At 44.4% G+C, this 25401-nt stretch carries 21 protein-coding genes, 1 riboswitch and 1 other annotated feature; of the genes, 13 read left to right on the forward strand and 8 right to left on the reverse strand.

Going from position 1 to position 25401, the window contains the following annotated elements; genetic code table 11:
• Position 1: 1 nt before the first annotated feature.
• The 3 genes from FLM53_RS13500 to bioA all read right to left on the reverse strand — a co-directional run bounded on the left by FLM53_RS13500 (position 2) and on the right by bioA (position 6242).
• Positions 2 to 1153, reverse strand: a complete 1152-nt coding sequence (locus tag FLM53_RS13500; RefSeq protein WP_176681642.1) for an EAL domain-containing protein — start codon at positions 1151 to 1153, stop codon at positions 2 to 4.
• Complete coding sequence (locus tag FLM53_RS13505; protein WP_176681641.1) at positions 1150 to 4734, reverse strand: ATP-binding protein; 3585 nt, start codon at positions 4732 to 4734, stop codon at positions 1150 to 1152. Before FLM53_RS13505 ends, FLM53_RS13500 begins: the two co-directional genes overlap by 4 nt.
• A gap of 224 nt (positions 4735 to 4958) precedes the next feature.
• The gene (gene bioA, locus FLM53_RS13510) at positions 4959 to 6242 is read right to left on the reverse strand and encodes an adenosylmethionine--8-amino-7-oxononanoate transaminase (RefSeq protein WP_176681640.1); all 1284 of its coding nucleotides are present in this window, start codon (positions 6240 to 6242) and stop codon (positions 4959 to 4961) included.
• Between the two features lie 160 nt (positions 6243 to 6402).
• Here bioA and bioB point away from each other — a divergent pair, with 160 nt between their 5' ends.
• Genes bioB through bioD form a run of 4 tightly spaced genes read left to right on the forward strand, consistent with a single transcriptional unit; the run spans position 6403 to position 10137 of the window.
• Positions 6403 to 7455, forward strand: coding sequence for a biotin synthase BioB (bioB, locus tag FLM53_RS13515; RefSeq protein ID WP_048609384.1), 1053 nt, complete (start codon positions 6403 to 6405; stop codon positions 7453 to 7455).
• Positions 7442 to 8653 carry an 8-amino-7-oxononanoate synthase gene (gene bioF / locus FLM53_RS13520; RefSeq protein ID WP_176681639.1) on the forward strand — a complete coding sequence of 404 codons (1212 nt, stop codon included), beginning with the start codon at positions 7442 to 7444 and terminating at the stop codon, positions 8651 to 8653. Before bioB ends, bioF begins: the two co-directional genes overlap by 14 nt.
• Positions 8654 to 9457, forward strand: coding sequence for a malonyl-ACP O-methyltransferase BioC (bioC, locus tag FLM53_RS13525; RefSeq protein WP_176681638.1), 804 nt, complete (start codon positions 8654 to 8656; stop codon positions 9455 to 9457).
• Positions 9454 to 10137, forward strand: coding sequence for a dethiobiotin synthase (bioD, locus tag FLM53_RS13530; RefSeq protein ID WP_176681637.1), 684 nt, complete (start codon positions 9454 to 9456; stop codon positions 10135 to 10137). The genes bioC and bioD overlap by 4 nt, the downstream gene beginning before the upstream one ends.
• Positions 10138 to 10221: 84 nt before the next feature.
• Here the strand turns inward: bioD and FLM53_RS13535 are convergent, their stop codons facing one another.
• The gene (locus FLM53_RS13535) at positions 10222 to 10389 is read right to left on the reverse strand and encodes a hypothetical protein (protein WP_017057057.1); all 168 of its coding nucleotides are present in this window, start codon (positions 10387 to 10389) and stop codon (positions 10222 to 10224) included.
• Positions 10390 to 10664: 275 nt separating this feature from the next.
• Between FLM53_RS13535 and htpX the strand changes: the two genes are divergently transcribed.
• Positions 10665 to 11528, forward strand: coding sequence for a protease HtpX (gene htpX / locus FLM53_RS13540; RefSeq protein ID WP_102344686.1), 864 nt, complete (start codon positions 10665 to 10667; stop codon positions 11526 to 11528).
• A gap of 293 nt (positions 11529 to 11821) precedes the next feature.
• On the opposite strand, the gene purB is transcribed toward htpX, so the two are convergent.
• The 3 genes from purB to mnmA all read right to left on the reverse strand — a co-directional run bounded on the left by purB (position 11822) and on the right by mnmA (position 15133).
• On the reverse strand, positions 11822 to 13192 hold the full coding sequence (purB, locus tag FLM53_RS13545) for an adenylosuccinate lyase (RefSeq protein ID WP_176681636.1): 1371 nt from the start codon (positions 13190 to 13192) through the stop codon (positions 11822 to 11824).
• A 143-nt stretch (positions 13193 to 13335) separates the two neighbouring features.
• Positions 13336 to 13953, reverse strand: coding sequence for a high frequency lysogenization protein HflD (gene hflD / locus FLM53_RS13550; RefSeq protein WP_146491851.1), 618 nt, complete (start codon positions 13951 to 13953; stop codon positions 13336 to 13338).
• A 43-nt stretch (positions 13954 to 13996) separates the two neighbouring features.
• Positions 13997 to 15133 (reverse strand): tRNA 2-thiouridine(34) synthase MnmA, encoded by a 1137-nt coding sequence (gene mnmA / locus FLM53_RS13555; protein WP_176681635.1) that lies wholly within the window; start codon positions 15131 to 15133, stop codon positions 13997 to 13999.
• A gap of 204 nt (positions 15134 to 15337) precedes the next feature.
• On the opposite strand from mnmA, the gene FLM53_RS13560 reads away from it, so the two are divergent.
• Both FLM53_RS13560 and FLM53_RS13565 read left to right on the forward strand, forming a co-directional pair.
• Positions 15338 to 15607 (forward strand): hypothetical protein, encoded by a 270-nt coding sequence (locus FLM53_RS13560; protein WP_010439986.1) that lies wholly within the window; start codon positions 15338 to 15340, stop codon positions 15605 to 15607.
• Positions 15608 to 15709: 102 nt separating this feature from the next.
• On the forward strand, positions 15710 to 17014 hold the full coding sequence (locus tag FLM53_RS13565) for an inosine/guanosine kinase (protein WP_017631378.1): 1305 nt from the start codon (positions 15710 to 15712) through the stop codon (positions 17012 to 17014).
• A gap of 215 nt (positions 17015 to 17229) precedes the next feature.
• On the opposite strand, the gene FLM53_RS13570 is transcribed toward FLM53_RS13565, so the two are convergent.
• Positions 17230 to 17640, reverse strand: coding sequence for an H-NS family nucleoid-associated regulatory protein (locus FLM53_RS13570; RefSeq protein WP_017060262.1), 411 nt, complete (start codon positions 17638 to 17640; stop codon positions 17230 to 17232).
• A 364-nt stretch (positions 17641 to 18004) separates the two neighbouring features.
• Positions 18005 to 18182: riboswitch (Lysine riboswitch) on the forward strand.
• A gap of 112 nt (positions 18183 to 18294) precedes the next feature.
• Between FLM53_RS13570 and FLM53_RS13575 the strand changes: the two genes are divergently transcribed.
• The 6 genes from FLM53_RS13575 (at position 18295) to hisH (ending at position 25392) form a co-directional block, all read left to right on the forward strand.
• On the forward strand, positions 18295 to 19887 hold the full coding sequence (locus FLM53_RS13575; RefSeq protein WP_176681634.1) for a Na+/H+ antiporter NhaC family protein: 1593 nt from the start codon (positions 18295 to 18297) through the stop codon (positions 19885 to 19887).
• Between the two features lie 190 nt (positions 19888 to 20077).
• Positions 20078 to 20213: a sequence feature (His leader region), on the forward strand.
• A 53-nt stretch (positions 20214 to 20266) separates the two neighbouring features.
• Complete coding sequence (gene hisG, locus FLM53_RS13580; protein WP_017060264.1) at positions 20267 to 21163, forward strand: ATP phosphoribosyltransferase; 897 nt, start codon at positions 20267 to 20269, stop codon at positions 21161 to 21163.
• Positions 21163 to 22482, forward strand: coding sequence for a histidinol dehydrogenase (gene hisD, locus FLM53_RS13585; protein WP_176681633.1), 1320 nt, complete (start codon positions 21163 to 21165; stop codon positions 22480 to 22482). The genes hisG and hisD overlap by 1 nt, the downstream gene beginning before the upstream one ends.
• Positions 22483 to 22491: 9 nt before the next feature.
• Positions 22492 to 23532, forward strand: a complete 1041-nt coding sequence (hisC, locus tag FLM53_RS13590) for a histidinol-phosphate transaminase (protein WP_017630679.1) — start codon at positions 22492 to 22494, stop codon at positions 23530 to 23532.
• A 132-nt stretch (positions 23533 to 23664) separates the two neighbouring features.
• On the forward strand, positions 23665 to 24753 hold the full coding sequence (hisB, locus tag FLM53_RS13595) for a bifunctional histidinol-phosphatase/imidazoleglycerol-phosphate dehydratase HisB (protein ID WP_176681632.1): 1089 nt from the start codon (positions 23665 to 23667) through the stop codon (positions 24751 to 24753).
• A gap of 24 nt (positions 24754 to 24777) precedes the next feature.
• Entirely contained in the window at positions 24778 to 25392 is a 615-nt protein-coding gene (gene hisH / locus FLM53_RS13600; RefSeq protein ID WP_176681631.1) for an imidazole glycerol phosphate synthase subunit HisH, read from the forward strand.
• Positions 25393 to 25401 lie beyond the last annotated feature (9 nt).

The raw sequence follows: 25401 nt of genomic DNA on the forward strand, positions 1-25401 counted from the left end.
TTTATTTTAAATTATTTACTGACGTGAATTCCGAAAAGCTTGCAGGCTTTGAAGTAATAAAACCTTGATATTTGGTCATGCCAATTGTTTTTAAGTATTCAAGGTCTTGCTGCTGTTCTACACCTTCGACAATACAAGAAAGGCCAAGGTTTTCTGCCAAATTGATGCAAGCTTTCGTTAGAATCTGATTCTTTTTGTTTTCGCTAATGTTGTTTACAAAACTGCGGTCTACTTTGAGCTCAGTAAAAGGCAAACTCGACAGCTGAGACAAAGACGCATAGCCCGTCCCGAAATCATCAACCGACAATCCAACCCCCAACATGCTGAGTTTTGCGATGTTCTTATAGCAATGCGCATCCAGTAGGATCGTTTCGTGCTCTGTAATTTCTAGTGTCAGCAGTGACGGATCAATTTTGTACTTGTCACATAAGTTGGCGACTTGGTCGGCAATCTCAAGCTTCAATGTTGATTGCTCAATATTGATCGCAAAGTGGATCGGCTTACGCATCGACGAGATATCTTTCAGAGCCAGCTCAAGCACTGTAAAGAAAAGTCGATCCATCAGCCCAAGTTGACGCAATGTGTCCATGAAATGGAAAGGCGTGAGCAGCCCTAATTCTGGATGCATGATGCGAGCAAGTACCTCAACACCAACCAGTGTTGATTGTTCAACGTCATGTTGAGTCTGATAAGCATTGGTGAACCATTCATTCTCAAAGGCATCAATGGTCTGTTGTTCATCCAACTTAACTTCGGTCGGCAGAATAGACTTAGCGGTTTGGATTCGTTTATACGACGACAACAAACGTTGGATATGCGTTTCATCTACCGGTTTTGGTATCGCTTCGACTTCGTTATAGCCAATGAGTTTGCACATGCTTCTAGTTGAATCCAACGCAGCATCAGCCATCGCACTCAAGATGACGACAGTTTGTATCGAACCTTGAGCTTCCGAAGAAGCCAGTAACGACACACCATCAATCTGTGGCAATTGAAGGTCACAGAACGCAATATCAAAGCGATGTTGTTTGCATAGCTCTATCGCATCTTCGCCGTTGTAAGCGGTATAAACCTCATCCACGCTGTAGCGTTTAAGTAGGATCTGAATTTGTGTTGCTTGTAACAATGAATCCTCAACGATGAGAATTTTCATAGTGAATCTAACCTGTTTATAACCGCTTGAGCTGAGGCAATCGCTAAGTCCAGCTCTTCAATTAACTTGTGACAATACATCGGGGCTTCTGCATTTTTCTCACAATCCTTTGCTGCATGATTGAGAGAATCTAAGCCGAGTAGGCTTGCCGACCCTTTGATTCTGTGTGCTATTGCTTTGATGTTTGGATCAGGCTCTAGCAACATCGCTTTGTCTGAGCTGAACGAATCCAAAATAACAGTCGCCATTTGAAGCTGCTCTTCAGGGCTGTAATTCTGTGCCCAGGATTGGTCTGCTTGGATCGTTTCTATCGCTTGTTGGGGCAGTAATTCCTCAATCGCACATGCGAGCTCTTCAAACGAATAAGGCTTATAGATCACTTGATCCATACCCACACGTTCAGCCTTCTCAATAACCAGTTTCGAGTCTTCGGCTGTACAACCAATTATTGGTAAGTGTTTCAGCTTGTCGAGTGAACGAATCTTCTCAGTCAATTGATAGCCATCCATGTTCGGCATATGGCAATCGGTGATGATGATATCCACCAGTGTTTCGCTATTTTCTAATTCTTCCATCGCTTCTTGGCCGTCTTTTACGATGACCGTCTTTAACCCAAAGCGCTTAAGCTGTTTTGCAAACAACAAGCGGTTGATTGGGTCGTCATCGGCGATAAGCACGGTTCCGGTAAAGTGGTACTCTGACGCCGGAGCGTGAGTCACGCTTTTGCCTTGAGCCGTGATATCGCTCAGCAATAGGTCTGGATACAGGTTCTGCCATTGTGTGGAGCGCTCAATTGCCTGACTGTAATCGTTCATCTGATTCTCGATTTTCCAAGCTTTAAACCACGCTAAGATCTCTCTATCTTCAGAGTGCATAGGTGTAACCACTTTTATTGGGCTCGCTGTTCCTTTAATTGGTAAGCTCACCGAAACCTTAGTGCCTAGCCCCAACTTGCTTTCAATTTTTAGGTCACCGTCCATCATGTTGACTAGGCGTTGGACCACCGTAATCCCAAGACCTGTGCCGCCGTAGCGTCGACTAATACTGCGGTCGCCTTGTGCGAAAGGTTGAAACGCACGCGCTATTTGTTGGTCAGACATACCGCAGCCTGTATCCGTAATCGAAAGCTGCAGTTGTTCGCTCGATGTTTTTACCGTAACCAACACAAAGCCGTTCTCGGTGAACTTAATCGCATTGTTCAATAGGTTATTAAGAATCTGAGTGACTCGAAGCCAATCCAAGCTTGCTCTGGATATCGAGTCGACTTTCCAATCTAATTTAAAGTTAAGATTGTTGAGTCGAGCATTGCTCTCAAATGTCCTAAATATCGGGCACAGCTCGTCATAGATATTGCTTATCTTCGACTCTAAATGAAGCTGATTCGCCTCCATTTTTGAGATGTCGAGAATGTCACTGACCAGCAATTTCAAACGTTCAGCTGACAACTGAGCATTGCTAAGAAGCTCCATGTCATCTTTGTTTTCTATCTTGGTACTGAGTAGCTCCATCAGGCCAATCATGGCCGCGATAGGCGTGCGCAATTCGTGGCTGACGATGGCTAAGAATAGATCTCGAGCTTTGATCGCTTCTTGCGCTTTCTTATTAGATATCTCAAGCTCACGCTGTTGTTTTTCCCACCTTGTGAGGTCATCAAGTACCGTGATTACGTAAGGGTCTTTCTCTGATGCGTTGGCCAAACACTGACGAATCACGCGAAAATGCTGTTCGCCGCCACTACAGTCACACTTGATGGTGCTCCAAACGCCTAATTTGTTCCCTGTTTTTTCATCGTTATCTCTAAGCCAGCAAAATTCTGGGTTTTCATCGTGTTGCTGTGTAAAGCAGTGTGCCATTTGCTTATCAAAAGCACTGTTGGAAAGAACCAATTGGCCGCTTTTATCGTGAATCGCAATCAGGCTAGGTAAGTTATCTAGCAAGGTCGTTAGCCATTGGATCTGATCATAACTGCGCTGTTCAGACTGTTGAGCACGCGACAGCGATAGAGACAGTCGACGAGTCTTCATTAAACCAAACGTGATCAAAGCGAATATCACCCCAGATATTGCTAAGGTATAAGCCACGATTCGCTCTTCACTGAATCCGTATTGAGCGACGATGTTGTGATGCTTCAGCGTTAGAAGATCAATTTCATTTTGCGTCGTGACTGAAATAGCTGAGTCGATTACGCTTTGTAAGAATGACGAACTCGGATTTAAAATGACCCCCATCTTACGTTGCAGTGAAACTTCGGCTGTTTGTGGGACGATGTTAAACAGCGCATCGTAACCATTAAAAATGTATAGGTTAGCGATACTCTTTGGGATATAGGCGTGCGTAATCTGACCGTTACTCATCGCGGTAATGATCGAGTCCATGTCTTTGTAAATCAAAGCATCAGCTAAGTGGTCTTCTAAACTCGATTTTGGAATGAAATAGCCCGTTCGATCCAAAACTGCGGTCTTTTTATTTACAGACTCGCGGTTAGTTTCAATCAGCGCCCATTCGAATGTCATGAAGGGTTTACTGGCGATAAACTGAGTCGAATCTACGTTCTCCACATCGAAGCCTGGTAAAAACTCAACCTCACCATTCTTGAGCATATCGATGATGTTTTTGCCTTCTGGTGGCACATATTCAAATTTCAATCCGAGTTTTCTCGAAATCAGCTTTATTGCATCATGAATAAACCCCACAGCCTCTTGAGTTGTAGGATCAAAATATGAATATGGGTAGATTCCTTCCGTCACAGTAAAGCGAATAGGGCGTTTGCCATATTGGCTTTGGATTATCTGGTTCACGAGATCATCGTAAAAATGATAGAACTGTTCTGAAGACAAATTGGCAATGTCGTTTTCTTTGTCGTGAATGAATCTTTCGATGATGCTGTGCATTACGCTGTCATTCTGGTTCATCATGATCTGAACGGGAAATTTGGGCAGATCTTGGCTGAACGAGAGTGCACCTTGCCATTCGCCCGGGGTCATGACTGAGTAGTAACTTTGTACTGATGTCAGATCTAAAATCGTCGCATCGGCAAAGCCATTCGCTATCGCAGGTAAAAGTTCAGAAGTGCTGTTCACAACCATAGGATCAGACACCCCCAGCTGATTGAGCAGTTGGCAGAACAGTGAGCTTTTAATGCATACCCATTTTAATTGGTCGTGCGGCGTATTCTTGGCGACGTCATCTCTGTACCAATAAACATTTTGAATGTCATATAAGCTGTCTGAAAACTCAAATTGTTCAGCTCTTCTGCGTGTTTCCGCAAAGCCAATGGTTAAGTCAGCTTCACCGCTAGCAATCGCAGATAATAAGGCTCTTGAAGAGAAGTACTCTTTTACTTCCACTTCTACATTCAAGTAATCCCTGAGCATACCTTGGACGCTATCGCACGTGTCTTGATTGCGATTGACGACAAAGTCTTCCCAAACTTGATTAAACAGGTACATAGGTTTCGCAATGACTAGCTTCTGTTTGTTTTGGATATAGCTATGCTGGGCTGCACTTAATGTGGTTTCTTCAGCTGTGCTGGAAAAAGAGAGTGAAGTTAGAGCGATTAATAAGAGAAACAGGGTCTTCATAAAGTTAGCGAGCGATGAAAAGTCCCGCATTCTATGACGACATTTTATTCAGCCGCTAATACAATTTTTGAATTTATTTTTGTCGAGAGGGTAAATAAAAATTGTGATTATCTTTTTAATAAATCCCTTCTTAAACAGAGGCTTAATTTTAATAATTCAGCCTGTTTTTCACAGGCTGAATCGGTAATTTTTCTATTGAACACATTAAGATTTATTTAAAACAATTAGGTCTCTTTGAAGCAATCAGGACGACTAAGAGCCTTATCAATGGCTGAAACGAGCTGCTCAATATGTTCAGGTTTGCTAATGAAAGGAGGCATCATATAGATCAACTTGCCAAATGGGCGGATCCAAACACCTTGTTCAACAAAGTGAGCTTGAATGGTTTCCATATCGACAGGTGAATGGGTTTCAACTACACCAATCGCGCCCAACCAGCGAACGTCTTTAACCAGTGCATGCTCTCGTAAAGGTGGCAGCAACTCAGAGAAAAGCTGTTCAATCTGCTGAGTCTGACTCTGCCAATGGCCTTGCTCTATGATGGATAAACTTGCCGCGCCGACTGCGCAAGCCAATGGGTTACCCATAAAGGTTGGTCCGTGCATAAAGCAGCCCGCTTCACCACCACATACCGTGTCTGCGACTTCTTTGCTCGCTAGTGTTGCTGAAAGGGTCATGTAGCCGCCAGTCAGCGCTTTACCCAAGCATAGAATATCCGGTTGAATATCGGCATGCTCACACGCGAACAGTTTCCCTGTGCGGCCAAACCCGGTCGCAATCTCGTCCAAAATCAGCAATACGTTGAATTCATCACACAGCAAGCGCACTTGTTTCAAGAACTCCGGGTGGTAGATACGCATGCCGCCAGCGCCTTGAACAATCGGCTCTAAGATCACGGCAGCGACTTCTTGATGATGTGTTGCTAGCTTTTCACGGAAGCTGTTTATGTCGTTAGCGTCCCACTGTTCCCAAAAACCTGTTTTCGGTGAATCTGCAAAAATGTGTTCAGGCAAAAAGCCTTTGTAGAGGCTGTGCATCGAATTATCTGGGTCGGTAACCGACATCGCAGCAAAGGTATCACCGTGGTAGCCATCTCTGAGTGTGAGGAACTTCGAACGAGGTTGTCCTTTGGCATGCCAGTATTGAAGCGCCATTTTAAGACTCACTTCTACGGCGACTGAGCCCGAATCGGCCAAGAATACATGTTCAAGATTACTTGGTGCTAGGTTGAGAAGCTTCTTACATAAATCGATGGCAGGCTGGTGGGTGATACCACCAAACATAACGTGTGAAACCTTATCTATTTGGCTATGAGCCGCGGCATTCAGATCTGGATGATTGTAGCCGTGAATGGTTGACCACCAAGACGACATGCCATCAATAATTCGTTTTCCGCCTTCTAATTCTAGGTAAACACCCTCTGCATTGGTGACTGGGTAGCAGGTCAGAGGTGTTAACGTTGATGTGTAGGGATGCCAGATATGCTGGCGATCAAAGGCGAGATCCATAGTAACTTCCATTCTTGGTGTGATTAAAAAATAACCAAATGTAAACTTTTGATATTATCAATGTGTTGACAGTCTAAAGCTTGTCGGTAGACTAGCCAAGCATAAATGCAAACTCTAGACACAGAGTTGTAACATCAAAAAAATAAAAAAGGATCGACACGTGGAAGTTCGTCATGACTGGACAGTTGCTGAAGTAACAGCGCTGCTTGAAAAACCGTTTATGGATTTAATGTTTGAAGCTCAAGTCGTTCATAGACAGTACCAAGAGCACAACCACGTGCAGGTGAGTACGCTTTTATCGATAAAGACAGGTGCTTGCCCTGAAGATTGTAAGTACTGCCCTCAAAGTGCTCACTACCGAACGGATGTCGACAAAGAACGCTTAATGGAAGTTGAGCGTGTTTTGGATGCGGCGCAAAAAGCCAAGAATGCAGGCTCAACTCGCTTCTGTATGGGCGCGGCATGGAAAAACCCGAAAGAGCGCGATATGCCTCACCTAACTGACATGATCAAAGGTGTGAAAGGCATGGGGCTAGAAACCTGTATGACACTGGGCATGTTAACGCCGGATCAAGCAGGCGAGCTAGCCGACGCAGGTTTGGACTACTACAACCATAACCTTGATACGTCTCCAGAATTCTACGGCAGCATTATTACCACTCGTACTTACCAAGATCGTTTAGACACGTTGTCTCACGTACGTGATGCCGGAATGAAGATCTGTTCTGGTGGCATCATCGGTATGGGCGAAAGCACTAATGATCGCGCAGGTCTACTTGTGGAGTTAGCGAACCTTCCAGTACACCCTGAAAGTGTACCAATCAACATGCTAGTGAAAGTGAAAGGCACACCGATGGAAAACGTCGATGATGTTGAGTCTTTCGACTTCATCAAGTTGATAGCGATTGCTCGTATCATGATGCCAATGTCTGCAGTTCGCTTATCTGCAGGCCGTGAGAACATGAACGAACAGATGCAAGCGATGTGTTTCATGGCAGGTGCGAACTCTATCTTCTACGGTTGTAAGCTACTGACTACGCCGAACCCTGATGAAGACACGGATATGCAGTTGTTTAAGAAGCTGGGTATCAACAGCCAAGAAGTGGCTCAAAAGCCAGATGAAATTCAAGAAAACGAACTGTTAGATCAAGTGGTGGAGCGCGTTGCGGCTCGTCCAACTAAAGATGACATGTTCTACGATGCCACGGTTTAAAGCTCGCATTAAAGCAGCCCTTGTTCATCGCCTTGGGGAAGGGTTGACTCGTCAACTCAAGGTGCTCGAAAACAGCAATGGACCTTTGCTGAATAGCGAAGGTTCTAGTTTCATCAATTTTTCGAGTAATGATTACTTAGGCCTGGCGAACGATCCTGAACTGGTCGATGCATGGCAAACTGGTCTTTCCCAATATGGTGCTGGAAGTGCGGCATCGCCATTGGTTACAGGCTTTAGTCCTGCTCATCAAAACTTAGAGGCTCAGCTGTGTGAATGGCTTGGCTTCGAACGTGCCATTCTCTTTAGTTCTGGTTTCAGTGCTAATCAAGCCTTGTTGTTTTCTCTGCTCGAAAAAGACGATTCATTGCTGCAAGCCAAACTTAACCACGCCTCTTTGATGGAAGCTGGAATGCTTTCTCCTGCAACAATGAAACGCTTTAAACACAACGATACGCAACATCTAGAGTCGCTACTGCGCCGTTCTCCACAATCCTTGGTTGTGACGGAAGGTGTGTTCAGCATGGATGGCGACCAGGCTCCCCTCAATCAAATATCTAACCTGACCAATCAATACGACAGTTGGCTAGCAGTTGATGATGCCCACGGCATTGGGGTATTGGGCGATAAAGGGGCAGGGAGCTGCAACGCTTCGCAAATAACGCCTGATATCTTGGTGGTGACCTTTGGTAAAGCATTTGGCCTATCTGGTGCTGCGATTTTATGTTCGTCAGAGGTGGGTGATTACTTAACTCAATTTGCTCGTCATCATGTGTATTCGACGGCAATACCACCTTCACAAGCGGTGGCTTTGTCTCATGCGTGTAAGATGATTCAAACGCAAGAGTGGCGTCGCGAGAAGCTAACCGAGTTAGGGACTCTCTATGCAGAGCAGATGAATGGCGTACAAGGTTTTGTTGATACTCAGACTCCAATTAAGCCGTTTGTGATCGGTGAGGCACAGGCTGCACTGTCTGTTGCTGAAGAATTAAAGCGCAACCAAGTTTGGGTCACTGCAATTAGGCCACCCACGGTTCCGACCGGGACGGCGCGTCTGCGTATTACGTTAACCGCCAATCACACTCAAAAGCAGATCCTTCAGTTAACCCGTTCGTTACGTCAAGCAGTAGAAACAAATCTTGAATCAAGCTTTGAATCCAATAGCGAAACTAACACCGAAATAAATAATGAGGCTCAGTAAATGTCACAAGAAGCAGTCGTGCATAATTACGTAGGCCAAGATAAGAATGCGATTGCCGAAGCCTTCGGCAAAGCAGCAACAACCTATGATAAACACGCTGAGTTTCAGCGCGATGTCGGCCACCGATTACTGGATAAGTTACCTAGCGATCTCTCCGGTTTAAAGGTGCTCGATTTAGGTTGTGGTACGGGTTATTTCTCCGAACAGATAGCGAAGCGTGGTGCTGAGGTAGTGTGTGCTGACCTGTCTGTTGGAATGTTAAAAGCGGCAGAACAACGCTGCGGCACATCGGTCTCTTTATATCAACAAGCTGACGCTGAACAATTGCCGTTTGAAGATGGATGTTTCGACATCGTTTTTTCGAGCTTAGCGTTGCAATGGTGTGATGATTTATCGTCGCCTTTGAAAGAGATGAAGCGTGTTACAGCGGCTGGTGGACGTGTGATTTTCTCAACTTTGCTTGATGGGTCACTGTTTGAACTGGAAAAGTCATGGTCCAAAATTGACGCACATCAACACGTTAACCATTTTATTACAATCAATCAGGTAAAAATTGCGTTAGCGCAATCTAGCTGTACTGCTCATCAACTAGACTTGCCCACCATCACCGTTTGGTACGACACTGCGTTTGAACTGATGCGCGACCTTAAAGGCATCGGCGCTAATCACGTAAGTGGTCGCTCACAAGGTTTAACAAGTCGCCGTATGTTGCAGCTTGTTGAACGGGAATATCGAGAGTTCAAAAACCATCAAGGTTTCTTACCAGCAACATATCAAGTTTGTTTAGGGGTTATTCAATTATGATTGATGCATTATTCATTGCAGGTACGGATACCGAAGTGGGAAAAACTGTGGTTTCAAAAGCGATTCTTCAAGCTTTGGCCGCACAAGATTTATCAACAATTGGCTACAAGCCAGTTGCTGCAGGGTGTGAACAATACCCTGAAGGGTTACGTAACAGTGATGCGCTGCATCTTCAAGAAGCGGCGACGCAAGATATTGCTTACGAAGACGTTAACCCGTACGCGTTGCTACTGCCATCATCACCTCACATCGCAGCCAAGCATGACGGTGTCGTGATTGATGAAGCGGTGTTATCAGCGAAACTAGACGAGCATAAGCAAAACTCTGACATCGTTCTGGTTGAAGGTGCGGGTGGCTGGCGTGTACCGGTTTCAGATGACGAATACTTGTCTAGCTGGGTCAAGAAAGAGCAGCTTCCAGTTGTATTGACCGTTGGTATTAAGCTGGGTTGTTTGAGCCATGCTCTGTTAACCGCAGAAGCGATTCGTGCTGACGGACTAAACTTAGTTGGTTGGGTAGCAAACCGTATTAATCCAGGCACTGAACATTACGCTGATATTATTACGATGCTTGAAGATAAGCTAGGTGCGCCAAAGTTAGGTGAGATCCCTTACGTACCAAAAGCGAAGTCTAAGAATATTGGCAAGTACATTAATGTACAGCCATTGCTTGAGCTTTAATTCTCAAGTTATACGAGAAATAAGAAAAGGGCTGCGATTGCAGCCCTTTTGCTATTTTAAGCCTGTGTAGAGTTAAGCTTGGGATCAATGTTCTTTTGTAAGTCCCATTAGTGCTTGTTGTGTCTCTGTTATATTGGTTTGCGCTGCTTGTGGCGTAAGAATACCGATCTGTTTCTTTGCTTCTTCTTCAGTAATCCCTAGGTGACAGCACAGTAAGTCGATAGCCATTTGAGTGTTAGTACCTTCAACCATGATCCTTTCCTTTTGTTCCATGAACTAGCCAATACAGTAATTGACTGACACTCTAAACGGATCACTGGTGGTTAACCATACTACTTAGGTCTAATGGACGATTGAGAAATGAACCACTCCCGTAATCAAATGTTGCAATTTAATGCTTAACCTTGTTTTCTTAATCTAAGACTATATGTATAAGTAAGTATAAGTCTCAAGGTTGGAATAAATTGCTGTCTGCCTTGTCTATAACAATAAGTTTTATAAAAACAGCTTTCATGCGGAGATAAGTAATGAAGCGAGTAATGTTGTTCCTTGCAACCAACCTTGCGGTTGTATTGGTACTAAGTGTTGTTCTTAATATTGTATACGCAGTTACAGGTATGCAACCAGGAAGCCTCTCAGGCTTGCTGTTAATGGCTGCGGTATTTGGTTTTGGCGGCTCATTCATTTCATTAATGATGTCAAAGAAAATGGCGCTACGCTCAGTTGGCGGCATGGTCATTGAAAGCCCGCGTAATGAAACAGAACATTGGTTGATGGAGACGGTAAGCCGTCAAGCTCAACAAGTTGGTATTGGTATGCCAACAGTGGCGATCTACGATTCGCCAGACATCAACGCATTTGCAACCGGCGCTAAGCGTGACGATTCATTGGTAGCGGTATCAACAGGCCTGCTGCACAACATGACACGTGACGAAGCTGAAGCGGTATTAGCGCATGAAGTTAGCCACATCGCAAACGGCGACATGGTGACAATGACGTTAATGCAAGGCGTTGTGAACACGTTCGTTATCTTCCTTTCTCGTTTCATCGCGAACATTGTTGCGTCGAATGACAACGAAGAAGAGGGTGGCAGCAACATGATGGTGTACTTCGGTGTGTCTATGGTGCTGGAATTGGTGTTTGGCTTCTTGGCAAGCTTCATTACGATGTGGTACAGCCGTCATCGTGAATTCCATGCCGATGCAGGTGCTGCGCACTTGGTAGGTAAAGAGAAGATGATTGCAGCGCTAGAGCGTCTAAAAGTGAGCCACGAGCCACAGCTAGAAGGTTCTATGATGGCGTTTGGCATCAACGGTAAGAAGTCTCTAACTGAGCTACTAATGAGCCACCCACCGCTAGATAAGCGTATTGCGTCTCTACGTAACATGTAATTTCTAATACGATTAGTCATCGCTAGCCGATAAGAATAATCTAAAGGCTTCCTTCGGGAGGCCTTTTTTGATCTTGGCGTTTAAGATAACAAGTGTTGAGACACGAGAAACGAGACACGAGGTGCAGTTGTTGCTAGATGATTAAATTGAATGAGTAGGGGACGAGTAGATCAACTGGAGAAGGCTTGGTGTTCTTATGTTTACGATTTTTGTGTCGATAGATTTAATTTCGCGCAACAAAAAGGCTTCCACATGGGAAGCCTTAGTCTATTCTACAATTCGAAAATCGAATCTTACAGCTTGTCAGTTAGCTCGATTGCTTGACCGATGTAGTTCGCTGGAGTCATCTCTTTCAGACGAACTTTCTCGTCTGCAGGGATTTCTAGACCGTCGATGAATGCACGCATGCCTTCGCCGTCTACACGCTTACCACGAGTTAGCTCTTTAAGCTTCTCGTATGGCTTCTCGATGCCGTAACGACGCATTACTGTTTGTACTGGTTCTGCTAGTACTTCCCAGTTTTTGTCTAGCTCAGCAAGTAGCGCTTCGCGGTTAACTTCTAGTTTGCTAATACCTTTCAGAGTTGAAGTGTATGCAATGATTGCGTAGCCAACACCAACACCTAGGTTACGAAGAACCGTAGAGTCAGTTAGGTCACGTTGCCAGCGAGAAACTGGAAGTTTCTGTGCTAGGTGGCCAAATACAGCGTTAGCTAGACCAAGGTTGCCTTCAGAGTTTTCGAAGTCAATTGGGTTAACTTTATGCGGCATTGTAGAAGAACCGATTTCGCCAGCGATAGTCTTCTGCTTGAAGTGACCAAGAGCGATGTAGCCCCAAACGTCACGGTCGAAGTCTAGAAGAATCGTGTTGAAACGAGCAACTGCGTCGAATAGCTCAGCGATGTAATCGTGAGGTTCGATTTGAGTTGTGTAAGGGTTCCAAGTTACGCCAAGAGATTCAGTGATGAACTCTTCAGAGAACTGGTGCCATTCAACTTCTGGGTATGCAGAAAGGTGTGCGTTGTAGTTGCCTACCGCGCCGTTGATTTTCGCTAGAATCTCAACGCTTTCGATTTGCTTGTATTGACGTTCCATACGGTACGCAACGTTAGCCATCTCTTTACCCATAGTAGAAGGAGAAGCTGGCTGACCGTGTGTACGAGACAGTAGAGGAATGTCACGGTACTCGTTCGCAAGTGCTTTGATAGCATCGATTACGTTACGAATTTCTGGAAGAATCACTGTGTCACGAGCTTCTTTAAGCATAAGCGCGTGAGATGTGTTGTTGATGTCTTCAGAAGTACATGCAAAGTGAATGAATTCGTTAACTGCGTGAAGCTCAGGAACGCCCGCAACTTTCTCTTTCAAGAAGTACTCAACCGCTTTTACGTCGTGGTTTGTTGTGCGCTCGATCTCTTTGATACGTAGAGCGTCTTCTTCGCTGAAGTTAGCGGCTAGTTCATCAAGAAACTGGTTAGCTTCTGCACTGAACGCTGGTACTTCTTTGATTGCATCAGTAGCTGCAAGCTTTTGTAACCAACGAATTTCAACGATAGAGCGGTACTTTAGTAGTCCAAACTCACTAAAGATGCTGCGTAATGCAATAGTCTTACTTCCGTAACGGCCGTCTACTGGTGAAACAGCAGTCAATGCTGACAGTTCCATGGTGTTCTCCTGAATTGAGTTTTCTAAATTTTGAGAGGTTTATACCAGTAACAATCTCAATTGTCACGCACATTGCGCAATCGTTTGCGTGAGAGTTGTGTTGATACAAAAAACAAGCTCGCGACGAGGCGCGAGCTAATAAATTACATTCGAGCTAGTAGGATTTGAGCCTGCTCGATCATCTTCTTGCGACCGAAGATAAGGTGACGACGTTTGCCGCCAACTTGACGCCATAACACAGCGCTTCGAATCCCTGATAGAAGCAGTGCGCGAACCTTATGTTGGCTCGATGTCTGTTGAAGTACAGACGGTGTACCAGAAACTTGAATGCGAGGGCCGATAGGGCTGACGACATCAAGGTAGATACTTGCAAGGTTGCTGATCATTTGCTCGTCAAACAGATCAAAGTGTTCAGTTTGGCGTTCTGCAGTTTGAATGCGATCACCAAGCTGAGACATAGAGTCGTTGCGAGAAGATAGCTTACGCTCAAGCGCCATCAAGCTGATGATGTAACGCGTGATATCGCTACCTGCTGGAGTACTATCGATACCTTTTACTAAGCACTCAAGGCCAAGCTTTAGGTTTGCTTCACGTCCAAACACGCCCACGGTATTCGCTGGGTTGGTATTTAAAATGGCACTGAGTGAAGCTTCGAAGGCATCTTTATCACAATGGCCGTCTTTCGCTACTTGTTGAACCAAAGCCACAGCTTGGCAAATTCCGGCGAAAGCAATAGTACGGTCATAAAGTGTATTAGCCACGTAGTAACTCCTAGTTGTCTTCTATCGTTTATCGTTTGATTGATTAGATGCGTTTTTCGATGATACCACCACCAAGACATACTTCGCCTTGGTAGAATACTGCAGATTGACCTGGGGTCACAGCGATTTGTGGGTCATCAAAAATAACCTTAATGTTCTCATCATCAATTGGGATGATTGTACAAGGAATATCTGTTTGACGGTAACGTGTTTTTACCGTGCATGTCATAACTTCAGTAATTGGTGTGCGATTTACCCAATGAAGTTGAGATGCGATCAAGCCTTCTGATTTCAGAAGAGGGTGGTCTTTACCTTGAACGGCGATAAGTACATTACGCTTAAGGTCTTTTTCACCAACAAACCATGGTTCTTCATTACCGCCGCCACCTTTGGTGCCACCGATATGTAGGCCTTTACGTTGACCTAGTGTGTGGTACATCAAGCCTTGGTGTTGACCAATCACTTGGCCTTCTGGCGTCTCGATGTTACCCGGTTGTGCTGGTAGGTATTTGCCTAGGAATTCAGTGAATTTTCGCTCACCAATAAAGCAGATACCTGTAGAGTCTTTTTTCTTCGCTGTGATCAAGTCTTGCTCTTCAGCAATACGTCGCACTTCAGGCTTCTCTAGTTCACCAACAGGGAATAGGCTGCGTGCTACTTGATCTGAGCTTAGCGTGTATAGGAAATAGCTCTGGTCTTTGTTGCTGTCTAGGCCACGTAGCATTTCTGGTTTAACGCCAGCATCTAGCTCTTCTTGACTAGGGAAAGTACGACGAACGTAGTGACCCATCGCGATGTAGTCTGCGTCTAGTACTTCATCAGCAAACTCTAAGAATGCTTTGAATTTGATTTCTTTGTTACAAAGGATATCTGGGTTAGGCGTACGGCCTGCTTTGTATTCTTCAAGGAAGTATTCGAATACGTTGTCCCAGTATTCTGCAGCAAAGTTAATGGTGTGAAGGTGGATACCTAGTTTGTCACATACCGCTTGAGCATCAGCAAGATCTTCAGCTGCTGTGCAGTATTCTTCGTTATCGTCTTCTTCCCAGTTTTTCATGAAAAGGCCTTCTACCTGATAGCCTTGTTGCTGAAGAAGATACGCCGATACTGACGAATCTACACCGCCGGACATACCGACAATTACTTTCTTTTCGCTGTTTCCAGAGCTGATATCTGACATGTCTAAACACCGTTACTATTACTTGGTCGCAGATTCTAACAGAAAGAGAAACGCCGTGACAGATCCGAGACCGGAATCACAGTTTCATTTGCACAAATAGTGCGCTGACTTTGTTAGAGAATCGCATGAGAGCGAGGTGAGTCGCTAGGATGTCAGAAGTATATGTGGCATAGTCGCTCGAAATCCAAGACCTGAGATAAAAAAATGTCTGAACAAAATGAATTTATGCAAGAAGAAGAGCTGATCGAGATTATTGAAAATCAACTTGAAGATGGCGAACCTGTAAAAGTAAAAGAGACGCTAATGCGTTTAATGATGACAGGCACTCCTCGTGAAGAGGCGATTGCTGCAATGGCATGTGCATTGGCTATCGAAGTATTTGACGTTATGAAAAACGGCGCTGAGTTTAATCAAAAGCGTTACGCCGAGCATTTGGGCATGCTGCCTGATTTAAGCTTTATGGAAGGCGAATAAAAAAATACCCTAGCAAACGTTTGCTATAGTTTGAAAGATTGCCGCGTTAAATATAGCGCGGTAGAATCCGCCACCTATTTCCCCTTGACTTAGACTAGCCCTATGAAATTCCCTGGACAACGTAAATCAAAGCACTACTTTCCGGTTCACGCACGTGATCCTCTAGTGAGCCAAGCTCAAAGCAGTAAAAGAATGTCACGCACTCATATTATCGGTATTGACCAAACTTTGGTGGATATTGAAGCAAAAGTGAGTTCTGAACTTATTGAGAAGTACGGTTTAAGTAAGGGACATTCACTGGTTATTGGTGACGAAGCCGCTGAATCTTTATATCAAGAATTAAAAGAACAGTGCCTGATTACCAATGAATACGCTGGTGGCACAATTGGTAATACACTACACAACTATTCAGTATTGGCGGACGACCGTTCAACACTATTAGGTGTAATGAGCCAAGATATTAAGATTGGTAGCTATGGTTACCGCTATTTATGTAATACATCAAGCAGAATGGATCTGAACCATTTACAAGGGGTAGATGGCGCAATTGGTCGCTGCTTTGCATTAATTACAGAAGACGGTGAACGTACTTTCGCAATTAGCGAAGGACAAATGAACCAACTAAAACCAGAAAGCATTCCTGAAAAGATCTTCAAAAGTGCTTCTGCTTTAGTATTAACCGCTTATTTAGTTCGTTGTAAGCCAGGCGACCCTATGCCTGAAGCAACAATGAAAGCGATCGAATACGCGAAGAAATATGATGTGCCTGTTGTTTTAACACTAGGTACTAAGTTCGTTATTCAAGACGATCCAGAATTCTGGAAAGACTTCTTAGAGCAGCACGTAACGGTTGTTGCAATGAACGAAGACGAAGCGGAAGCCCTAACCGGTGAAAGCGATCCGCTTGCTGCATCAGATAAAGCGCTAGAGTGGGTGGACTTAGTTCTATGTACTGCTGGCCCTGTTGGCCTATTCATGGCGGGTTACACGGAAGATGCAGCGAAGCGTGAAACATCACTGCCTCTACTTCCAGGTTCAATTGCTGAATTTAACCGTTTCGAATTTAGCCGTCCTGCACATAAAGAGTTATGTGAAAACCCAACTAAAGTGTATTCGCATATTGCGCCATACATGGGTGGTCCAGAAAAAATCAAAAATACGAATGGTGCAGGTGATGCTGCTTTATCGGCTTTATTACATGATATGGCTGCGAATAAGTACCACAAAGAAAACGTGCCAAACTCAAGTAAGCACCAACATTCATTTTTGACTTATTCTTCATTCTCACAAGTTTGTAAATATTCAAACCGTGCCAGCTATGAAGTGTTAGTTCAACACTCTCCACGTTTATCTCGTGGTCTTCCTGAAAGAGAAGATAGCCTAGAAGAAGCGTACTGGGAAAGATAAGACACTTTGTTTATCCGATGCGTACGAGTTTATCAAATGCGCATCTATGTTTATAAAGAACATTAAAGGGTAACAAAATATAAAAAAGGCTCCGAAAGGAGCCTTTTTTGTTTCTGAATATATTGAAGCCGTAAATAATACTTTGGTCGACTTAAATATTAATTCTATTGCTAAGTGTGTAATTGATTACCCACTCAGTAAACTGAACGCTTAACTTAGATAGCAAACTCTTCTAGAGATTTACCAGCATCTAGCTGTTCTTGGATAGCTGAAGGCGTACGGCCTTGACCTGTCCAAGTTTTCTCGTCGCCGTTTGCGTCTACATATTTGTATTTCGCTGGGCGAGGAGCACGTTTAGCTTTAGTTGTTTTAGATTTTGCTTCGCCAGAAAGAGCTGCGATAAGATCTGCAACATCAATTCCGTCTTTTGCAATTTGTTCAGCGATAGCAGAAAGCTTAGCTTCTTGTTCTGCTTTAGCTGCACGTTCTTCAGCTTCAGACTCTTGACGCTCTTGTACAACAATAGTTAGCTTGTCTAGCGCTTCTTCTAGTTGCTCAAGAGTTAATTCACGTGAGAATGCGCGAAGGCTACGGATATTTAATAGAGTTTTTGTTAATTCAGACATGATATTTTCCATCAAGGTAAACTAAATAATCATCCTAATAATAAACAGAGCTTAGGAATAAAACAAATAGTATTTCTTCTATTACATATTTAAATATAAAAGTGAGATGAATAGTTGAAATTTCAAAGGCACATTTCTATTGAATTTATAATAATTATTAAGATTATCTTAAAAACTGATATGTGACAGGTGGAGTAATTAACATGTGTAGACTATTCTTCTATTGATTAGTTCATTAACAAAAAGCTATTTTTCTCGGAATGATATGTTGCATTGTTGCTCTTGATGAGTACAATTGCGGCTACCTGATGCGATGCTTTGGTTAATTTGTTGTTAAACTCTGGTTTACACGGTTAATAATGTTATCGCACGTAGAGGTGCAATTATAAAAAGTAACTTCCGTTGGGGTGATGCCAATGAGCGGGAATGAAAGGTGTAATTGCCGAAGTAAATTGTATATCTAAGCAATTTGCTGGGGTTGTGCTCAATAGGTACAACACTGCCATAGTCTTAATTTTAAACTATGGAGCGCTACTGTAGGGTTGGGTGAAGTGTTCACTTCCCTTTCGCTTAGTTCAACATGAACTTGATAAGCCGTATCAAGTTTGTCTGCAGTAGATCTCTAGCCAAATAAAAAACTGGTTTTTGAAGATCATGAATTTAATAGATTTTGCAACATCGCCTTTATCTTTGCTTCCGCCCCTTGTGGCTTTAAGTCTTGCTATTGTTACCCGCCGTGTATTGGTTTCTTTGGGTGTAGGTATCATCATGGGTGCTATCTTACTTGCTGACTATTCAGTAGGTAACGCAGCGAGCTACGTGTTTACTAAAGCATCTGGTGTTTTCATCGAAGATGGTGGCATCAACACTTGGAACATGAGCATCATCGCATTCCTAATTATTCTTGGAATGACAACTGCACTATTAACACTGTCTGGCGGTACTCGTGCATTCGCTGAGTGGGCTCAGTCTCGTGTTAAGAGCAAACGTGGTTCAAAACTACTTGCTGCTTTCCTAGGTGTATTCATCTTTGTTGATGACTACTTCAACAGCTTAGCGGTAGGTGCTATCTCTCGCCCTGTAACAGACCGTTTCTACGTATCTCGCGCTAAGCTTGCTTATATTCTCGATTCTACTGCTGCTCCAATGTGTGTGATCATGCCGGCTTCTAGCTGGGGTGCTTACATCATTACTATTATTGGTGGCATCTTAGTAACACACGGTGTAACTGAGTATTCAGCACTGGGTGCTTACGTTCGTCTTATTCCAATGAACTTCTACGCTGTGTTTGCACTACTAATGGTGTTCGCAGTGGCTTGGTTCGATCTAGATGTTGGTAAGATGCGTGAGCATGAAATCGAAGCATCTCAAGGCCGTGGCTTTGAAGGCGATAACGATCAAAAGCAAGCTCACGATCTAAACGAAGAGCTAGATATCGAAGAGAGCGAAAACGGTTCAGTTTCTGATCTTGTTATGCCAATCGTATCGCTAATTGTAGCGACAGTGGCAGCAATGCTTTACACAGGTGGCCAAGCGCTGGCTGCTGATGGCCAAGCATTCAACCTTTTAGGTGCATTCGAAAACACGGATGTTGGTAAGTCTCTTGTTTACGGTGGTGTTATCGGCTTACTAGTCGCACTAGCAACAGTATTTAAGCAAAAGCTATCTATGGCTGATATCGCAAGAACAATGTGGATCGGTGCTAGCTCTATGTTTGGCGCGATTCTGATTCTTGTGTTTGCATGGACTATCGGTTCTGTAATCGGCGACATGAAAACGGGTTCTTACCTATCGTCTCTAGTAACAGGCAGCATTGATTACCACTGGCTACCGGTTATGTTGTTCCTTCTAGCGGGCGTTATGGCGTTCTCTACAGGTACATCTTGGGGTACATTCGGCATCATGCTACCAATCGCGGGTGACATGGCAGCAGCATCGGACATCGCACTGATTCTTCCAATGCTAAGTGCGGTTCTAGCGGGTGCAGTATTTGGTGACCACTGTTCTCCAATCTCAGATACGACGATTCTGTCTTCTACTGGTGCTCGTTGCAACCATATCGACCACGTATCGACTCAGCTTCCATACGCGTTGTCTGTAGCGTTCGTATCGTGCATTGGTTTCATCACTCTAGGTATGACATCTTCAATTGGCATCGCATTTGGCGCAGCGTCTCTGACGTTTGTTGCTGTATGTTTTGCATTGGCTTACTTCTCTCGCTGCAAAATGGCGACGTGCAAAAGCTAAAACTGAAAGTTAATCAGTAAACTATCAGGGAGGCGTTTGCCTCCCTTTTTTGTGCCTGTTAATTTAATTTTAAGTTTCGTGAAAAAAGTTCGAATAAATGGTTGAAAAAGGATGTCAGCTTAGTTAGTGTGGAGACAAGACAGCAAACAACCTAAGAGCTGATAAGTATGCGTAAATTAGTAATGAACATTCATCACCATCATCACCCTATCTAGTCTTTCGGGGAGATTTACGTATACCCGGGAGCAAGATTACTCCCGGAGGTTAAGTCAAAAGAATTTAGATTTAAACCCTCGGGATGACAAAGTCTCCGAGGGTTTTTTAGTTTTAGCGCTTTTAAATAATCAATAAATTCAAATATTTGCACAGGGATACAGCAATGCAGACACAACGCCTAAGAATCGCAATTCAAAAGAAAGGTCGCTTAAGTAAAGAGTGCCAAGACCTACTTAAAAAATGTGGTGTTAAATTTAACATCATGGGTGAGCGCCTAGTGGTTCACTCACTAAATATGCCAATCGACTTGTTACTCGTTCGTGATGACGACATCCCAGGTCTTATCATGGACGGTGTGGTTGACCTTGGTTTCATCGGTGAAAATGAGCTAGAAGAAGTTCGTCTAGACCGTGTTGCTCTTAAAGAGCCTTCAGAGTTCCGCACACTACGTCGCTTAGACTTCGGTGGTTGCCGCCTTTCTATCGCTATCAACAAAGACGAAGAATACAACGGCCCACAAGACTTAGCGGGCAAACGTATTGCGACAACCTACCCACAACTACTCAAAGCCTACATGGACGAGCAGGGTGTTGAGTTCAGCACTTGTATGCTAACAGGCTCGGTAGAAGTCGCGCCTCGCGCTGGCCTTGCAGACGCTATTGCCGATTTAGTTTCTACAGGCGCAACGCTAGAAGCTAATGGCCTAAAAGAAGCAGAAGCTATCTTCCAATCGAAAGCAACACTGATTCAACGTGTTGGTGACTTCGACGCAGACAAAACCGCACTGATTGAAAAACTACTGACTCGTATGCAGGGTGTTCAACAAGCGAAAGAGTCGAAGTACATCATGCTTCACGCGCCAACCTCTCAACTAGAGCAAATCAAAGCACTACTGCCTGGTGCTGAAGATCCAACGGTTCTTCCTCTATCTACAGACAAAGACAAAGTTGCCGTTCACCTAGTAAGTACAGAGAACTTGTTCTGGGAAACAATGGAACAACTTAAAGAGTTGGGTGCGAGCTCGATTCTAGTATTACCAATCGAAAAAATGATGGGGTAGTGACGATGAGAACCGTTGTTTGGCAATCTTTAAGTGAATCACAGCAAGACTCGGTATTAGAGCGTCCAGCTATTACTGAAGGTGCAAACATCACAGCGACTGTTTCTGATGTTATTGCAAAAGTACGAAATGAAGGCGATGCCGCGCTTAAAGAGCTGACTGCAAAGTTTGATGGTGTAACTCCAGAATCTATTCGAGTCAGTTCAAATGAGATCGAAGAGGCGTGTGCTCGTTTAACACCAGAAATGAAGCAAGCGCTAGAGCAAGCTTATAGCAACATTGCTAAGTTCCACGAAGCTCAAAAGCCTCAACCGATTAAGGTTGAGACACAACCGGGCGTTGTGTGTGAGCAAGTGACTCGCGCGATTAATACGGTTGGCCTTTATATTCCAGGTGGCAGTGCACCACTACCGTCAACGGTTCTTATGTTAGGTGTACCAGCTCAAATTGCAGGTTGTCGTAAGGTTGTGCTTTGTTCACCTCCGCCAATCGCTGATGAAATCTTGTATGTCGCTAAGCTTTGTAAGATCGATGAAGTTTACAACGTTGGTGGTGGTCAAGCGGTTGCAGCAATGGCTTACGGTACCGAGAGTGTGGCTAAAGTCGATAAGATCTTCGGCCCAGGTAATGCCTACGTAACGGAAGCGAAGCGCCAAGTGAGCAATGACTTCCGCGGTGCGGCGATCGATATGCCTGCTGGCCCATCTGAAGTGTTGGTGATTGCTGATGAAACGGCTGATGCTGACTTCATTGCAGCCGACTTGTTGAGCCAAGCTGAACATGGCCCTGACTCTCAAGTGGTATTGGTAACGCCATCTCCAGTGATTGCTGACCAAGTAACAGAAGCGGTTCAGAAGCAGCTGAAAGAATTGTCTCGCGCGAACATCGCTCAGCAAGCATTGGCTTCAAGCTTAATTATCATTGCTGAATCAATCACTCAAGCGATTGCGATTTCGAACTTCTACGGCCCTGAGCACTTGATTGTTCAAACCAAGAACCCACGTGAATTGCTGCCATTGTTAGACAATGCAGGCTCAATCTTCCTTGGCGACTGGTCTCCAGAATCTGCGGGCGATTATGCGTCTGGTACAAACCACGTATTACCGACTTACGGTTACACAAAGACGTATTCAAGCCTAGGTTTGGCTGATTTCTCTAAGCGTATGACGGTACAAGAGCTAACAGCCGATGGTTTGAAAGGCCTAGCGCCAACGGTAGTAACAATGGCGGAAGCCGAAGGCTTGGATGCACACAAACGCGCAGTGACTATCCGAGTTGAAAAATTAAATCGATTTGAACAGCTAAATAAAGCGAAATAAGGGTAGGGCATGGAAAAGTTAGCAAGAAAACAAGTTCAGGCTCTAACACCTTACTTGTCTGCGAGACGCATTGGCGGCACGGGTGATGTATGGCTAAACGCCAACGAATCTCCGTTTGATAACGAGTACAACCTAAACCTGTCTCGTCTTAATCGCTACAGTGAATGTCAGCCTAAAGAGTTGATTGACGCTTACGCACAATATGCAGGTGTTAAACCAGAGCAAACACTGACAACTCGTGGTGCTGATGAAGGCATCGAGTTATTGATTCGTGCTTTCTGTGAGCCGAACGAAGACGCTATTCTTTACTGCCCACCCACTTACGGTATGTACGCTATTAGTGCAGAGACGATCGGTGTTGAGCGTAAAGTGGTGCCTCTAACCGCTGAGTGGCAACTGGATCTTCCTGCGATTGAAGCGCAACTAGACAATGTGAAAGTGGTGTTTGTTTGTAGCCCAAATAACCCAACCGGTAATTTGGTTAATCGTAAAGACATCATCAAGTTGCTTGAAATGACTCAAGACAAAGCGATTGTGGTGATGGATGAAGCGTACATCGACTTCTGCCCTGAAGCATCAACCGTTGATTTGCTTGCACAGTACCCGAACCTAGCGATTCTTCGTACTCTGTCTAAAGCTTTTGCATTAGCCGGTTTACGCTGTGGCTTTACGCTAGCGAACCAAGAGCTTATCGATGTATTGTTGAAAGTGATTGCACCATACCCAGTGCCAATTCCGGTTGCTGATATCGCCGTTCAAGCACTTTCAGAACAAGGCCTTGCAAGAGCGAAGTTTCAGGTTCTGGATTTAAGTGCGAACCGTGCTTATTTACAAGCCGGTTTATTGGGCTTACCTCAAGTGACGGTATTTGATGGTTGGGGTAACTACCTATTGGTTAAATTCCCTAACGGCGACGAATTATTTAAAGCGGCATGGGACAGTGGCATTATTTTACGTAACTCGCCAATCGAAGACTGTGTTCGGATTAGTATTGGTAACCGCGAAGAGTGCGAAAAGACACTTGGATTCATTCGTAACTTTTTTCAGTAACGAAAGGTTTACCAGTAATAACATTTGTCAGTCTTAGATTTATTAATTGCCGACTGACAAATGAAACCAATATTTTGGGTTAGCGTTTGATTTTAGCTAGGCCACCAGATTTAAAATTAAAAGGAAGTTCAAGTGAGTAAACAACAGAAAATACTTTTTATAGACCGTGACGGCACCTTAATTGTTGAGCCGCCAGTCGACTTTCAAGTAGACCGTTTAGACAAGCTAAAATTTGAACCGCTAGTGATTCCTAGCCTGCTTGCATTGCAAGATGCTGGTTACCGTCTAGTGATGGTGACTAACCAAGATGGTCTAGGTACTGATAGCTACCCTCAAGAAGATTTCGATGCGCCACACAACATGATGATGGAGTTCTTCGAATCTCAAGGCGTTAAGTTTGATGACGTGCTTATTTGCCCTCACTTTGACGAAGACAACTGCTCTTGCCGTAAGCCTAAGCTAGGTATGGTTAAAGAATACCTGCAGGGGGGGAAAGTCGACTTCCAACACTCTGTTGTGATTGGCGATCGAGTGACTGACCTGCAACTAGCAGAGAACATGGCAATCCGCGGTATTCAATATGGCCCGGACGCAGAAACGGAAGGCACGCTTAACTGGCCACAGATCGTTAAAGATCTGACGGTTAACGCTCGCGTTGCTGAAGTGGTTCGTACGACCAAAGAAACCGACATTAAGGTAGCCGTAAACCTTGATGAAACCGGTGGCAATAAGATCGATACAGGTATGGGTTTCTTCGACCACATGCTAGATCAAATCGCGACACACGGTGGTTTCCAAATGAACCTAACTGTGAAAGGCGACTTGCACATTGATGATCACCACACAGTAGAAGATACAGCACTTGCGTTAGGCCAAGCCCTGAAAGATGCGCTAGGTGACAAACGCGGTATTGGCCGTTTTGGTTTTAGCCTGCCAATGGATGAGTGTTTAGCTCAGTGTGCGTTAGACCTTTCTGGTCGCCCATACCTGAAGTTCGATGCTAAATTCAGCCGTGAGCAAGTGGGTGATCTTTCAACCGAGATGGTGGTTCACTTCTTCCGCTCTCTAACCGACACACTGGCTTGTACGCTACACCTTTCTTCTGATGGCAATAATGATCACCACATCATTGAGAGCTTGTTTAAAGCGTTTGGCCGTACTCTTCGCCAAGCGATCAAAGTTGAAGGTAATGAGTTGCCAAGCAGCAAAGGCGTCTTGTAAGGCTAACGTTAGCAAGGAAAAACAATGAAAGATCAAAAAGTCGTCATTATTGATACTGGGTGTGCCAACGTTTCTTCGGTGAAATTTGCCATTGAACGTTTGGGTTACGCAGTTGAGATTTCAAAAGAACCAGAAGTCGTCCTTGCCGCTGACAAGCTTTTCCTACCGGGTGTAGGTACAGCAAGTGAGGCAATGAAGAATCTACAAGAGCGCGACCTTGTTTCTCTTGTGAAGAAAGTAGAGAAGCCTCTGCTGGGTATTTGTTTAGGTATGCAGCTGCTAGGCAAACTGTCTCAAGAGAAAGGCCAAAAGGCTGACGAGCTAGTTGAATGTCTAGGCTTGTGTGATGGTGAAGTACGTTTACTTGAAACGGGCGATTTACCCCTACCACACATGGGTTGGAACACAGTAACTTCGACACCTAACCACCCTTTATTTAAAGACATTGAAGAAGGCGAGTACTTCTACTTCGTTCACAGCTTCGCAATGCCAGTGGGTGACTACACAATCGCACAATGTAATTACGGTAATCCGTTCACAGCGGCGGTGCAAAGTGGCAACTATTATGGTGTTCAGTTCCACCCAGAGCGTTCTTCAAAAGCCGGCTCTAAGCTGATTCAGAACTTCTTGGAATTGTAATAAGGATTA

The sequence above is a fragment of the Vibrio sp. Scap24 genome (assembly GCF_013394185.1).
In the GTDB taxonomy this organism is placed as follows: domain Bacteria; phylum Pseudomonadota; class Gammaproteobacteria; order Enterobacterales; family Vibrionaceae; genus Vibrio; species Vibrio pomeroyi.